Source organism: Comamonas aquatilis, from assembly GCF_965139575.1.
Taxonomy (GTDB): domain Bacteria; phylum Pseudomonadota; class Gammaproteobacteria; order Burkholderiales; family Burkholderiaceae_C; genus Comamonas; species Comamonas aquatilis.
Map to the genome: position 1 here is coordinate 188,403 of NZ_CBCSIW010000005.1, position 14,516 is coordinate 202,918.

A 14,516-nucleotide genomic window follows, 5' to 3' on the forward strand; every position below is an offset into this window, starting at 1 on the left:
TGGAGAATTTTTGCTATGGCATATGCGGCTCTAAACTGCACCTCATGACTGATGCCCTCGCCCCCATGTCCCAGGCCCACGCCTTGTTTGCCACCCGCATCGGTGTCTGCGGCCTGGCCTGGAATCAAGCTGCCCTGGTGGCCGTGCAACTGCCCGAGCTGGAGCTGGCACAAACCCGCGAGCGCATGCTGCGCGGGCTGGAAAAGCGCCATGGCCAGCAACCCTCCCATGCGCATGCTGCTTACCCCATGGCCGCTGCTGTGGCTGAGCTACCCGGCTGGGTGTGCGAGGCGATTGGCGGCATGCAGCAATTGCTGGCCGGTGTCTTGCCCAGCGCTGACTGGGATGACTCAGTGCAGGCCGCGGCCCGATTGCAGGGCGTGATCGGCGATTTGCGCGCGATCTGGTTGAAGAGCCAGACACCGCACCAGACGCTGCCCGATCTGCGCAATCTGCCGCTGGACGAGTTTGGCGTTTCCGACTTTCACCGCCGTGTCTATGCTTTTACGCGTGCACTGGCGCCGGGTCAGACCTGCACCTATGGCGATGTGGCGCGTGCCCTGGGCGACATGGGCCTGGCGCGCGCCGTGGGTCAGGCGCTGGGGGCCAATCCGTTTGCGCCGGTCGTGCCCTGCCACCGCGTACTGGCTGCAGGGCGCCAGCCCGGAGGTTTTTCGGGCGGGCAGGGAGCCATCACCAAGCTGCGCATGTTGGAGCTGGAAGGCGGCGCCTGGGGCGGCACGCGTTCGCTGTTCGAGTAAGCGTCGGTTGCCGACACGCAGGTGACAAGCGGCGCTGCGCCGCACTTGCACAATGAATACAGCGATGAGGGGCAGTCAGCCTCTCGCCGACTGACTCTTCAAATTCATCACCAATCCAGGAGACATGCGGATGACACGCACGGTGCAGCAACTTTTTGACCTCTCGGGCAAGACCGCCCTGGTGACTGGCGGCTCGCGCGGCCTGGGCTTGCAGATGGCGCATGCGCTGGGCGAGGCCGGAGCCCGCGTGCTGCTGACTTCGCGCAAGGCCGCCGATCTGCAGGAGGCTGCAGCCGAACTCAAGGCTGCCGGTATCGAAGCGGACTGGATTGCGGCGGATTGTGCCGATGAAGCCGACATCGACCGACTGGCCAAGGAGGCGGTGCAGCGCCTGGGCCATGTGGACATTCTGATTAACAACGCCGGCGCCAGCTGGGGCGCACCCGCCGAAGACCATCCCACCGAAGCCTGGGACAAGGTGATGAACCTCAATGTGCGCGGCTACTTTTTGCTCAGCCAGCGCATTGCCCGTCTGTCCATGATCGAGCGCAAGGGCGGCCGCATCATCAATCTGGCCTCGATTGCCGGCCTCGGCGGCAACCCCACGGGTATGAAGACAGTGGCTTACAACACGTCCAAGGGCGCGGTGATCAATTTCACGCGGGCTCTTGCCGGTGAGTGGGGCGTGCACGGCATCACCGTCAACGCGATCTGCCCCGGGTTTTTCAAAACCAAGATGGCTGCCATCTTGATCGAGACGCTGGGCGAGGACGAAATGAAATCTCATGCGCCGCTGCGCCGTCTGGGTGACGACGAAGACCTGAAAGGCCTGACCCTGCTGTTCGCCAGCAATGCCGGCAAGCACATCACGGGGCAGTGGATGGCTGTCGATGGTGGCGTCAGCGCACTGGTGGGCGGCTGAAGCGGGGCGAAATAGCTCTACAGTCATAGGTTTCGCGGGCCAATGGCCCGCTTCCTAGTCCACAGAAAGATCCCTACCGTGTTGTCCTTTGGTCCCGAAATTCCCTTTGTGCATGAACTGGGCTTTGCTCTCCAGAAAATGGAGGGCGGCGAGTCGGAGCTGCACTACACGCCGCGACCCGAGCATCTGAATTCCTTTGGCGTCACGCATGGCGGTGCCTCCATGACGCTGCTGGATGTGACCATGGCCGTGGCGGCCCGCAGCGTGGATTTTCAGTCGGGTGTCGTCACCATCGAGATGAAGACCTCCTTCATGCAGGCCGCCAAAGGACCGCTGGTTGGCAAGGGCGCGCTGCTGCACCGCACGGGCACCATGGCGTTTACCGAAGGCCGCATCTACGACGCGGAAGGCCGTTTGTGCGCGCATGCCACGGGCACTTTCAAATACATGAAGCGCAAGCCCACGGACACAGCGCTGGCCACCGACTAGTTTTTTTAAACTAATTGATAGCTGCTTTCGCACAATACATATAGGTTTCAAGGCGATTTCTTTTTGAATATCCGTTTGGCTGTCCATACCCATCAGGAGACACATCATGACCGTGAACCAACAGATTCTTCTCGATAACCGCCCCACGGGAGAAGCCGTGGAGAGCAACTTCAAGCTGGTGCAGTCGCCGCTGCCCACGCTGGAAGATGGCCAGGTGCTGGTGCGCCACCATTTTCTGAGCCTGGACCCGTATATGCGCGGTCGCATGAATGAATCCAAGAGCTATGCGGTGCCCCAGCCCCTGGGCGAAGTCATGCTGGGCGGTACCGTGGGCGAGGTGGTGGAAAGCCGCCACCCCAAGTACCAGGCCGGTGACAAGGTGGTGGGCATGGGCGGCTGGCAGGAATATTCGGCGGTCGATGCCAATGTGCCCGGCGCGCTGCGCAAGGTCGATACCACCCATGTGCCGCTGTCGTATTACCTGGGCGCCGTGGGCATGCCCGGCGTGACGGCCTGGTATGGCCTGGTCAAGATCATCAACCCCAAGGCGGGCGAGACCGTGGTCATCAGCGCCGCGACCGGTGCGGTGGGCAGTGCCTTCGTGGCGCTGGCCAAGGCGCGTGGCTGCCGCGTGGTGGGCATTGCGGGCGGGCCGGAAAAATGCAGCTATGCGGTGAGCGAGCTGGGCTTTGATGCCTGCATTGACTACCGCGAGCACACCGACGTCAAGACCATGGCCAAGGCGCTCAAGGATGCCTGCCCTGATGGTATTGACGGCTATTTCGAGAACGTGGGCGGCTACATCTTTGATGCCGTGCTGCTGCGCACCAATGCGTTTGCCCGCATTGCCCTGTGCGGCATGATTGCCGGCTACGACGGTCAGCCGATGCCGCTGGCCAATCCGGCGCTGATTCTGGTCAACCGTTTGAAGCTGGAAGGTTTTATCGTCAGCGAGCACATGGAAGTCTGGGCCGATGCCCTGACCGAGCTGGGCACGCTGGTGGCCACCGGCAAGCTGCGCCCGCGCGAGTCCATCTCGCAAGGCATTGCTTCGGCGCCTGCGGCTTTCCTGGGCCTGCTCAAAGGCAAGAATTTCGGCAAGCAGTTGGTGAAACTGATTTAACCCCCTGAGGCACTGCGTGCCTTCCCCCTTTCTCTACGCGCTGCGCGCTAGGGAAGGGGGACGACAGCCTCGCTGCGGGGCGGCGCGGCCGGCATAGGCCCTTGCTTGCCGTCTCTTGGTTGTGCCGCGCCGGTTTCGGGCGAGGCGACGCATTTGAGCTGCGTCCAAATAAATACGGAGACAAGAATGATCACGAATTTCGCGGGAAAGACGGCGGTTCTGACGGGTGCGGGCTCGGGCTTTGGCCTGGAGTGCGCACGCATTGCCGCCCAGCGCGGCATGAACCTGGTGCTGGTGGATGTGCAGCAAGAGGCGCTGGACAAGGCCGAAGCCGAAATGAAGGCCGCCGGTGCCCAGGTGCTGGCCCGCAAGGTGGACGTGTCGGATGCCGCGCAGATGGAAGCGCTGGCGGCCGCGGTGAAGACCCGGTTTGGCGCGCCGCACTTTGTGTTCAACAACGCCGGCGTGGGTGCGGGCGGTCTGGTGTGGGAAAACACCGTGGCCGACTGGCAGTGGGTGCTGGGCGTCAACGTCTGGGGCGTGATTCATGGTGTGCGCCTGTTCACCCCCATGATGCTGGAGGCCGCCAAGGCCGACCCCAGCTTCGAGGGCCATATCGTCAACACCGCCAGCATGGCCGGTTTGCTGGCGCCGCCCAATATGGGCATTTACAACGTCAGCAAGCATGCAGTGGTGAGCCTGACCGAGACGCTGTACCAGGATCTGGCCCTGGTCAGCGATCAGGTCAGTGCCAGCCTGCTATGCCCGTTTTTTGTGGCCACGGGCATCAGCCACAGCGAACGCAACCGGCCTGCGGGCATGGCCGATCAGCCGCTGACGGCCAGCCAGAAGATTGGCCAGGCCATGACGGACAAGGCGGTCAGCTCCGGCAAGGTCACGGCGGCCGAGGTGGCGCAGAAAGTGTTTGATGCGGTTGCCAGCGGTCAGTTCTATATCTACAGCCACCCGCAAGCCCTGGGCTCGGTGCAGACACGGCTGGAAGATGTGGTGCAGGCGCGCAACCCCACCGACCCGTTTGCCCACAAACCCGAGCTGGGTGTGAGCCTGAAAGCGGCACTGCGCGCTGGTTGAGTAACTGGTGCCAGTGGTCAAGGCCTTGCTGTAGCGGCAAGGCCTTTTTTATTGCTGGAGTGGTTGGGCTGCTGTGGCCAGTTCCTCTGCCGTGGCCGGGCGCACCAGGCGCAGCAGCAAGGCATTGCCCTTGCCCATGTCGGGCACGGCTTGCAGGGTCTCGGTGTTCACCGCCCAGGCCTGCTGGGCCGACAGGCTGGAGAGACTTTCCGATCGATTGATCTGGCTGTAGTTGTACTGATTGAGGCGCTGGGTGTTGACGGCGGCTGTCGCCGTCCAGTGCCAGTCGCGCGGCGCATCGGGAAAGAGGGTGGGGTTCAGGCCTTGGGGCTGGCTGCTCCGGTCCAGCAATCGCTTGAACTCATTGACGCGCGGCAGCCGCCAACGCAGGCCCTCGGCCTGGCTGCGCTGTGCGGCGTGGGCCTGCGCCTGTTTGTAGGTGAACAGCCGGGCCGTGCCGCCGCAGCTCTTGCCATCCCAGACCATGCCCTCGGCGCAGCGCGGCCAGGCCAGACGGGCACGGGTATCAATCATCCAGGGACCTTGTGCCAGCTGCCCGTTCGCCAATGAAGGACCGACTGCCTGCTCTTTGGCTGGAGGTTGGGCCGACGTGCTGTTCTGGCTTGCCTGCGCCTGTACCAGACAGGGGGCCAGCGCCGCCGCGGCACAGCACAGCGTGGTGGTGAAGGGGAAACGAAAGCTGGGCAAGGGCAAGGCGTTCATCAGGGGTGGGGCGGATCAAGGTGAAGGGCAGAGCAAACCTAGACCAACGCAGGCTAAGCCAAACGCAGGCTAAGGCGCTGGCGCTTAGCAGCTCTGCCAGGGTATGTGAAATCAGTCGCTTTAAAAAGCATAGCTGTACACGCAGGTTGTGTAAAGGCTGGAGGGCTGTTTGATATCAAGCCAGCAGATAAATCCACTTCACATGACAATTGAGTATCTATGCAAGCTACTGTTTCCCTGCGCCTGGTTTTGATACTGGGCTTGTTATCGGCCATAGGCCCTTTCGCCATCGATATGTATTTGCCCGCGCTGCCGCAGATTGGCAGCCATCTGGGCGCGGACGTGGGTGCGGTGCAAGCCAGCCTCACGGCGTTTTTCCTGTCCATAGGCGTGGGGCAACTGCTCTACGGCCCGGTGTCGGACATGGTGGGCCGCAAGCCGCCGCTGTACTTCGGCCTGATCCTGTTTGCTGCGGCCAGTGTGGGCTGCGCTCTGGCCACCAATATCGAGACGTTGGTGGTGTTTCGCTTCATTCAAGGTCTGGGCGCAGCCGCCGGCATGGCTGTGCCGCGCGCTGTGGTGCGTGATCTGCATACCGGCCACGCGGCGGCGCGAATGATGTCGCTGCTGATGCTGGTGTTCAGCGTCTCGCCGATTCTGGCGCCGCTGGCAGGCAGTGCCGTGATTGGTCTGACCAGCTGGCGCGGCGTGTTCTGGGTGGTGGCCGTGGCCGCAGTCCTGGGGCTGGTTGCCACCTGGCGCGGCGTGCAGGAAACCCGCACGCCCGAGGCGCGGTTGGACAGCAGCTTGCGCGGTGCGCTGCAGGCCTATGGCGTGCTGCTGCGCGACTGGCATTACCTGGGTCTGGTCTTTATCGGCGGCAGCGCCATGGCGGGCTTTTTCGTCTATCTGGCCGGCTCGCCCTTTGTGCTGATCAACCACTACGGCCTGAGCTCCACGCAGTACAGCCTGGCGTTTGCGCTCAATGCCATTGCCTTTATCGGCTCGGCCCAGTTCACGGCCAGACTGGGCCAGCGCTTTGGGCTGGTGCCGGTGGTCAAGGCGGCGGCCACGGGCTCGGGCGTGGTCATGGTGTCCCTGCTCAGTTACTACCTGCTCGGTGGTGAGGAGCTGGCCGTGCTCATCGTGCTGTATTTCATTGCCAGTGCCTTGATGGGCCTGGTGATCCCCACCACATCGGTGCTGGCGCTGGAAGAGCACGGCGCGATTGCCGGCACGGCTTCGGCCCTGCTGGGTACTTTGCAAATGTTGTCGGGCGCGGCCGCCATGCAGATCGTGGGCCATTTCTCCAACGGCAAGCCCCTGCCCATGGTGGTGGGCATGGCTGCTGGCGCGCTGGTCGGCGTGGCCCTGACCTGGATCACCCTGGGCGGCGCCCGCGGCCACCGTGTGGCGGCAGCACAGGACGCCCAGCCGTGAGCGCAGTGCCGCAGCACGCTGCCATTGCAGATGGTCTGCCCGAAGGGCGGCGTGGCCTGGCCATGCTGGTCATCATCGTGGGGCTGGCGCTGTCGGTGCTGGACAGCAGCATCGTCAATCTGGCCCTGCCGGCGATTGCCCGCGAGTTGCAGGCCGGCTCGGCCCAGACTTTGTGGGTGGTCAGCGCCTACCAGCTGGCCAGTCTGGTGCTGCTGCTGCCGCTGGCGGCCCTGGGCGAACGCCTGGGCTACCGCCGCGTGTATCTGGTGGGAACAGCTGTTTTTGTAGCAGCTTCCGCAGCCGCCATGATGGCTGACTCGCTATCGAGCCTGATTGCTGCGCGTGTGCTGCAAGGCATGGGCGCGGCGGGGGTGATGAGCGTGAATGCCGCGCTGGTACGGCTGATCTACCCCAGCAACCGGCTGGGCCGGGGCATGGCCATCAACTCCTTGGTGGTGGCAACGGCTTCCATGGCCGGGCCTTCGGTGGCCGCGGCCATTTTGTCGGTGGCCCATTGGTCCTGGCTGTTTGCCATGAATGTGCCGCTGGGCATTGCCACCCTCTGGCTGGGCCGCCAGGCCTTGCCCATGAATCCGGTGGCCAGCAGCGCGAAGGAAAAGATCTCGCCGCTGGATGTGCTGCTCAATATTCTGATGTTCACGCTGCTGTTTCTGGGCGGCGAGCAGCTGGGCGCGCGCATTGGCGGACATGATGCGGCGGCTGGGCCGCCATGGCTGCCTTCGGGCTGGTGGTTGCTGGCGGCAGGCGTGCTGGTGGGCGCTGTCTATCTGCGCCGCCAGTGGTACAAGAGCGCGCCGCTGTTTCCCGTGGATTTGCTGCGCATACCGGTGTTTGCGCTGTCCATGTGTGGCTCGGTCAGCGCCTTCTGTGCGCAGATGCTCTCCTACCTGGCGCTGCCATTTCTGCTGCTGGATGCCAAAGGCCTTACGCCCATAGAAGCGGGCATGCTGATCACGGCCTGGCCGTTGGCCACCATGGCCACGGCTCCGGTGGCAGGCCGCCTGATAGGCAAGGTGTCCGACGGACTGCTGGGCGGTATTGGCATGAGCATGTTTGCCTGCGGCCTGTGGCTGCTGGCCGTGATGCCTGACGATGTGGCCCATTGGGACATGGTCTGGCGCATGGTGCTGGCGGGCAGCGGTTTTGCGCTCTACCAGTCGCCCAACAATCACACCATCGTCAGCTCGGCCCCGCTGGCCCGCAGCGGTGCCGCCGGCGGCATGCTCAGCTCGGCCCGTTTGACGGGGCAGACCCTGGGCGTTGTGGTGCTGGCCACCATCTTTACCTTCTCGGGCGGACATGGCGGTCATGCCGAGGCACTGGCCCTGGCGGTGGCCGGCGGCTTTGCGGCGCTGGCCGGTGTGTTCAGCATCTTGCGCGTGCGCCCAGCCGTGCCTAGTGCCTCTCATTGAGGCGGCTGAAGTGGACGATCTGGAGCAAGTACAAGGTGTGAATTGCCCTTAGTCCTTGTGAACCATGCGCAGCAAGCTATTGAATTGATAGTATTTCAGGACGGCTGGGGCGCAGCAAGCGCTCCAGCGCGCCAGGCGTGGCTCCACGGTCTGGCTTGAAACAGGCCGGCCAACGCAAAAAATGCAGCGCTCATGCTGCAGTTCGTGCGTTGGCTTGTTTCAGATGGACACATGTCGCTGGCATGATGGAGAGCTGGCCGTCATGCCGGCTTGGCCGACGGCAATGTCAGAAAAATTGCACTTTACAAATAAGAAATATTGGCAAAGCACAATGTGCAGGCCTCAGATTTCCACACTGTTTCACACTATGAAGTTCGCACTGCCCCCTTCGCTGCCCCCGCGCCAGACGGCCCATTTTTCTCATGCCGGCAGCGTTGGAGAGCAGTCACGTGCAGCACGCTGGAGCCTGACGCTGGGCTCCGTGCTGGTGGCCTGTGCACTGGCGGCCTGCTCCAAGCAGGATGCCGGCAAGACCGAGGCGCCCAAGTCCCTGCCCCAGGTCGGCGTGGTGACGCTGCAAAAGCAGAGCCAACAACTCGATGTCAGCCTGCCAGGGCGCACGCGCGCCTTTCTGACGGCCGAGGTACGACCCCAGGTCTCGGGCATTATTCAAAAGCGCCTGTTCACCGAAGGGGCGGCGGTCAAGCAGGGCCAGCAGCTCTATCAGATCGATGCTGCGTCGCTGCAGGCCTTGGAGAGCAGCGCCGCGGCCGCCGTGGCCAAGGCCGAAGCCAGCCAGCGCACTTTGGCGGCCACTGCGCGCCGCAATGCGGAGCTGGTGAAGATCGACGCCATCAGCAAGCAGGCCTATGACGAAAGCCAGGCGGCCGCCGTCCAGGCCCAATCCGATGTGGCCGTGGCCAAGGCCAATCTGGAGACGGCACGCATCAACCTCAAATACAGCCGCATCGAAGCGCCTATCGGCGGGCGCATTGCCCTTTCTGCCGTGACGCCTGGCGCGCTGGTGACGGCCAATCAGGCCACGGCGCTGACCACCATCGTGCAACTGGACCCCATGTATGTGGATTTCACCCAGTCCAGCACCGACATGCTGACCTTGAAGCGTGAGCTGGAGTCAGGTCGCTTTCAGAAGGTGGAGGGCGACAAGATTCCCGTGAGCATCCGTTTCGATGACGGTAGTGCCTACCCACACCAGGGCAAGCTGGCTTTTGCCGGTGTGATCGTCAACGACACCACGGGCACGCTGACACTGCGCGCCGTGGTGCCCAATCCCGACGGGCTGCTGATGCCCGGCATGTATGTGCAGGCCCTGCTGCCCACGGCGCTGGCGCCCGATGCTTTGATGGTGCCGCAGCAGTCCATCACACGTGATCTGACGGGACGCGCCAATGTGCTGGTGGTCAAGGCCGACGATGTGCTGGAAAAACGAGAGGTGGAACTGGATCGTGCCATGGGCGCCTCCTGGCTGTTGCAGTCGGGCCTTGCGGCCGGCGAGCGCGTGGTGGTCGATGGCTTTCAACGCGCCAAGCCCGGTGACAAGGTCAAGGCCGTGGAGGTCGATCTGAAAGCCCAGGCCGAACGCAAGAGCAAGCCCGGCCTGCCGCCGGTGCAAAGCGGTGCCGCCGCTTCGGCACCCGCAGCCACTGCTCCCGCCAAGTAAGCAGGGGCAGCACATATGGCTCAGTTCTTTATCAATCGGCCCATTTTTGCTTGGGTCATCGCCATCATCATCATGCTTGCCGGGGCTTTGTCGATCTCGACCTTGCCGCTGGAGCAGTATCCGGACATTGCCCCACCACGGGTGACGATTTCCTCGCAATACACGGGTGCATCGGCTGAGACCGTGGAAAACTCGGTCACGCAGATCATCGAGCAGCAAATCAAGGGCATAGACAACATGCTCTATATGAACTCGACCAGCGATGCCTCGGGTCGCTCGCGCACCACGCTCACTTTTGCCCCGGGCACCAATATCGACGTAGCCCAGGTACAGGTGCAAAACAAGCTGCAGTCGGCGTTGAACCGCCTGCCCGATGCCGTCAAAAGCCGCGGTGTGTTCGTGAATAAGGGCGGCCAGGATTTTCTGGTCACCTACAGCTTTTACTCGCTAGACCCGGAAATCACCGACGTCGATATTGGCGACTACATCAACAGCAATCTGATCGATGTGATCGGCCGTCTGGAAGGGGTGGGCGACATCAACGTCTTCGGCACGCCGTATGCCATGCGTATCTGGATGGACCCGGCCAAGATGGAGAAGTACGCGCTGATTCCGTCCGATCTGGCCAACGCGCTCAATTCGCAAAATGCCCAGGTTTCTGCGGGTCAGCTCGGTGCCTTGCCGGCGGCCAGGAACCAGCAACTCAACGCCACCATCACGGCGCGCACCAAGCTCAAGACCCCGGAAGAGTTTGAAGCCATCGTGCTCAAGTCCTCCACGGACGGCTCCGTGGTCACCATCAAGGATGTGGCCAGAGTAGAGCTGGGTGCAGACAACCTGTCCATACAGACCAAGCTCAACGGCATGCTGGGCGCGGGCATGGGGATCATCCTGGCCGACGGTGCCAACGCCATGGCCGTGGCCGATGCGGTGGCCGCCAAGCTGGCCGAGTTGAAGCCGTATTTCCCCAACCAGATCGAATACTTCGTGAGCTCGGACTCCACGCCTTTTGTGCGTGCCTCGATTCACGAAGTGGTCAGTGCCCTGGCCGAGGCCATGGTGCTGGTGGTGATCGTGATGTTCATCTTCCTGCAGAACTTCCGGGCCACGCTGATTCCGGCGATTGCCGTGCCCGTGGTGCTGCTGGGCACCTTCGGCGTGCTGTCGGTGGCCGGCTACTCCATCAACACGCTGACCATGTTTGCCATGGTGCTGGCTATTGGCCTGCTGGTGGACGATGCCATCGTGGTGGTGGAGAACGTCGAGCGGGTGATGCACGAGACGGGAAAATCGCCCAAGGAGGCGACTCGCCAGTCCATGCGCGAGATCACGCCGGCGCTGGTGGGTATCGGGGTGACGCTGTCTGCCGTGTTCGTGCCCATGGCGTTTTTTGGCGGCTCCACCGGCGTGATCTATCGCCAGTTCTCCATCACCATCGTGGCTGCCATGGCACTGTCGGTGTTTGTGGCGCTGACGCTCACCCCCGCGCTGTGCGCCACGATTCTCAAAGCGCCTCAGACAGCTGGGCATGACGGCCACGACAGGCCGGTGCGCAGCAGCCTGCTGGGCTTGAATGACCGATTCTTCAACTGGTTCAACCGCAACTTCGATCTGACGGCCAACCGCTATCAGGGCTCGGTGGCTTATCTGCTGCGCCGCTCCAAGCGCATGATGCTGGTGTTTCTGGCGATCTGCGCGGCGGTTGCCGTGCTGATGCATCGCCTGCCTACCTCGTTTTTGCCGGATGAAGACCAGGGCTTTGTCTATGTCAACGTGAACCTGCCTTCTGGCGCGGCCGATGCCAGACTGCAGCAGGTGCTGGACGAGGTGCGTGAATATTTGCTCAAGCAGCCTGAGGTCATCAGCTTCAACCAGGTGTCCGGCCTCAATGGCGACCAAAGCTCGGCGCGCGGTTTTGTGCGCTTGAAGCCCTGGGCCGAGCGCAAGCTGGCTTCGCAGGGCTCGGCGGCCGTGGCGCACCGTGCAACCAAGGATTTGTCTTCCATTCGCGACGCCCGCGTCTTTGTGATGAATCCGCCCGCCGTGCGCGGCCTGGGGGCGAACGCCGGCTTCAACTTCATGCTCAAGGACATCAACGGCATGGGCCACCAGGCTTTGCTGGCAGCCAGCAAGCAGGTGGAAGAGGCGGCGCGCAAGAACCCGGCGCTGACGGCTGTGCGCTCCACCAATCTGGAAGATGCGACCGAGCTGCGCCTGGATATCGACGATCGCAAGGCCGCTGCGCTCAATTTGTCCTATACCGATATCAACAGCGTGCTCTCCAGCGCCATGGGCGGCACTTATGTGAACGACTTTCTGAACAACGGTCGCGTCAAGCGGGTCTACATCCAGGGCGATGCGCCGTATCGCATGCTGCCCCAGGACATCGCCAAATGGACGGTACGCAACAAGAGCGGCGAGATGGTGCCTTTCGGCGCTTTCTCGCGTACCTACTGGGCTTATGGCTCGCCCCAGCTCATGCGCTATAACGGCGCGCCGGCTTATGAGTTCATAGGCAGCGCCTCGCCGGGCGTCAGCTCCGGCGTGGCCATGGCTGCGGTGGAAGACATTTTGAAGACCTTGCCCGCCGGCATTGGCTATGAGTGGACCGGCGCCTCGCTGCAAGAGCGCCAATCGGGTGCGCAGGCGCCCATGCTGTATGCCATCTCCATTCTGTTCGTGTTCCTGTGTCTGGCTGCACTCTATGAGAGCTGGACCGTGCCTTTGTCGGTGATGCTGGCCGTGCCCCTGGGCGTGGTGGGCGCGCTGCTGGCCACCTATACGCGCGGGCTGACGAACGATGTGTATTTTCAAGTCGGTCTGCTCACCACGGTGGGTCTGGCCTCCAAGAACGCCATCTTGATTGTGGAATTTGCCGTGCAGCTGCAAGAGCAGGGCAAGAGCGTGTTTGATGCCACGGTGCAAGCGGTACGCCTGCGTCTGCGCCCGATCTTGATGACTTCGCTGGCCTTCGGTTTTGGAGTGATTCCTCTGGCCATAGGCACGGGTGCCGGCGCCGGTGGCCGCAATGCCATCGGTACGGCCGTGCTGGGCGGCATGATGGCGTCGACCATGTTGGGCATCTTCCTGGTGCCGGTGTTCTTTCTGTTGATTCGCAGCTGGTTCAAGAGCCATGGACGCCATGACGATGAACCCCAGGCCAGCTCGCCAGCCACTGCCCACAAGGAGAGCGCAGCATGAGGCGCCTGACATTCAAGATGCGTGCCGTAGCCGTGGCGGCCACCATGACCGTGCTGCTGACGGGTTGCAATCTGGCGCCTGCTTACAAGACGCCGGACTTGCCAGTGCCCGAGACGATCTCGGCCCAGGCCCATCCTGTGCTGGCCAGCGATGCCGCCTTGCAGCAGGCGCAAGCCCTGCAGTGGCTGCAGGCGCCCCAGCTGCGCGAGGTGGTGGCCCTGGCGCTGACGCACAACCGCGATTTGCGCATCGCCATTGAAAACATTGAAAAAGCCAGAGCCCAGTACGGCATTACCCGTGCGGATCTGCTGCCGGGCATCAATGCCCAGGCCCAGGGCAACCGAACGCGCACGGCGGGCGATCTGACCACGGCCGGCCGCTCCAGCGTGACGGAGCAGTATTCGGTGCAGCTGGGTTTTGCCAGCTATGAGCTGGATTTGTGGGGACGGGTGCGCAATCTGGGTGAAGCGTCGCTGCAGCAGTTTCTGCAAAGCCAGGACAACCAGCGCAATGTGCAGATCAGCCTGGTGGCCGATGTGGCCAATGCCTGGCTGACATTGGCCGCCGATCTGGCGCGGCTGCAGCTGGCGCAGGACACGCTGGCCAGCCGCGAGAAAGCATTCGAGCTGACCCGGCGCATGCATGAGCTGGGTTCCACATCGGGTCTGGTGCTAGCCCAGAACCAGACCACGGTGGACACCGCGCGCGGCGATGTGGCCAGCTATACGGCGACGGTGGACAGGGATCGCAATGCGTTGCAACTGCTGGTGGGTGGCGCGATCACCCCGAACTTGTTGCCCACGGCTGCAAGTTTGAGCGCCATGAATGATGTGGCTGCGCTCATGCCCGTGCCTGCCGTTCTGCCTTCTGCGGTCTTGCTGCAGCGACCCGATATCCGGGCCGCCGAGCACAATCTGCAGAGCATGAACGCCAATATCGGCGCGGCACGGGCGGCCATGTTCCCGTCCATCAGTCTCACGGCCAGTGTGGGCACGGGCAGCAGCGAGCTCGACCGCCTGTTTGGTGGCAATAACGGCACCTGGAGCTTTATTCCGCTGGTCAAGCTGCCCATCTTCGATGGCGGCCGCAATCGGGCTGGCGTGCGGGTGGCCGAGAGCAATCAGCGCCTGGCGGTGAGCCAGTACGAAAAGTCCGTGCAAACGGCTTTCAAGGAAGTTTCGGATGTGCTGGCAGATCGTGCGCAGTGGAGCAATCGTCTGTCGGCCCAGACCAGCATGGTGGCCAATACCCAAAAGGCGTTTGATCTGTCCAATGCCCGCTTCAAGGCCGGGGTGGACAACTATCTGACGGTGCTGGATGCGCAGCGCAGCCTCTATACCGCGCAGCAGACCTTGATAGGGCTTCGTCTGTCGGAGCAACAAAACCGCGTCACGCTCTGGAAAGCCTTAGGTGGTGCGGAAGTGGTGCAGGAGCAAGCTGCAGCCAGTTAGGCGAAAGAGTTGCCGCTAGAGCAAGCGCGCTGAGAGCTGAGAAGTTCCAGCGCGCTCTTGCTTTAGGAGCGGCATCCGCATGATGCGATAAGAAATTCGAGAGGTTTAATGTCGAAATCTAGAGATGGAAATCGCTAGATGCTATGGTTTTTGCGCACTATGCGGTGCCGCCAGCCTGTCGCGGCTTGAAGGTGTGGGAT

Annotated in this window: 11 protein-coding genes; 10 read left to right on the top strand and 1 reads right to left on the bottom strand. The window is 62.7% G+C overall.

The genetic code is table 11. The features are described 5' to 3' along the window. Positions 1 to 44: 44 nt before the first annotated feature. The 5 genes from ACNAZA_RS09315 to ACNAZA_RS09335 all read left to right on the top strand — a co-directional run bounded on the left by ACNAZA_RS09315 (position 45) and on the right by ACNAZA_RS09335 (position 4,387). Positions 45 to 761, top strand: a complete 717-nt coding sequence (locus ACNAZA_RS09315) for a methylated-DNA--[protein]-cysteine S-methyltransferase (RefSeq protein ID WP_415796293.1) — start codon at positions 45 to 47, stop codon at positions 759 to 761. A gap of 130 nt (positions 762 to 891) precedes the next feature. After that, complete coding sequence (locus ACNAZA_RS09320; RefSeq protein WP_415796399.1) at positions 892 to 1,683, top strand: SDR family oxidoreductase; 792 nt, start codon at positions 892 to 894, stop codon at positions 1,681 to 1,683. 78 nt (positions 1,684 to 1,761) lie between these two features. After that, positions 1,762 to 2,172, top strand: coding sequence for a PaaI family thioesterase (locus tag ACNAZA_RS09325; protein WP_415796295.1), 411 nt, complete (start codon positions 1,762 to 1,764; stop codon positions 2,170 to 2,172). A gap of 106 nt (positions 2,173 to 2,278) precedes the next feature. Further along, positions 2,279 to 3,295 (top strand): NADP-dependent oxidoreductase, encoded by a 1,017-nt coding sequence (locus ACNAZA_RS09330; protein WP_415796297.1) that lies wholly within the window; start codon positions 2,279 to 2,281, stop codon positions 3,293 to 3,295. Positions 3,296 to 3,481: 186 nt separating this feature from the next. Continuing rightward, positions 3,482 to 4,387 (top strand): SDR family oxidoreductase, encoded by a 906-nt coding sequence (locus tag ACNAZA_RS09335; RefSeq protein ID WP_415796299.1) that lies wholly within the window; start codon positions 3,482 to 3,484, stop codon positions 4,385 to 4,387. A gap of 48 nt (positions 4,388 to 4,435) precedes the next feature. Here ACNAZA_RS09335 and ACNAZA_RS09340 read toward each other — a convergent pair whose 3' ends face one another. Next, positions 4,436 to 5,110: an Lcl C-terminal domain-containing protein gene (locus ACNAZA_RS09340; protein WP_415796301.1), complete on the bottom strand. Its 675-nt coding sequence runs from the start codon at positions 5,108 to 5,110 to the stop codon at positions 4,436 to 4,438. A gap of 219 nt (positions 5,111 to 5,329) precedes the next feature. Here ACNAZA_RS09340 and ACNAZA_RS09345 point away from each other — a divergent pair, with 219 nt between their 5' ends. The 5 genes from ACNAZA_RS09345 to ACNAZA_RS09365 all read left to right on the top strand — a co-directional run bounded on the left by ACNAZA_RS09345 (position 5,330) and on the right by ACNAZA_RS09365 (position 14,316). Further along, entirely contained in the window at positions 5,330 to 6,550 is a 1,221-nt protein-coding gene (locus ACNAZA_RS09345) for a multidrug effflux MFS transporter (protein WP_415796303.1), read from the top strand. A gap of 62 nt (positions 6,551 to 6,612) precedes the next feature. Further along, the gene (locus tag ACNAZA_RS09350) at positions 6,613 to 7,983 is read left to right on the top strand and encodes an MFS transporter (protein WP_415796400.1); all 1,371 of its coding nucleotides are present in this window, start codon (positions 6,613 to 6,615) and stop codon (positions 7,981 to 7,983) included. A gap of 367 nt (positions 7,984 to 8,350) precedes the next feature. Next, entirely contained in the window at positions 8,351 to 9,664 is a 1,314-nt protein-coding gene (locus ACNAZA_RS09355) for an efflux RND transporter periplasmic adaptor subunit (protein ID WP_415796305.1), read from the top strand. A gap of 15 nt (positions 9,665 to 9,679) precedes the next feature. After that, a complete protein-coding gene (locus tag ACNAZA_RS09360) occupies positions 9,680 to 12,865 on the top strand; it encodes an efflux RND transporter permease subunit (RefSeq protein WP_415796307.1) in 3,186 nt (1,061 codons plus the stop codon). Beyond that, a complete protein-coding gene (locus tag ACNAZA_RS09365) occupies positions 12,862 to 14,316 on the top strand; it encodes an efflux transporter outer membrane subunit (RefSeq protein ID WP_415796309.1) in 1,455 nt (484 codons plus the stop codon). Before ACNAZA_RS09360 ends, ACNAZA_RS09365 begins: the two co-directional genes overlap by 4 nt. Positions 14,317 to 14,516: the final 200 nt, after the last annotated feature.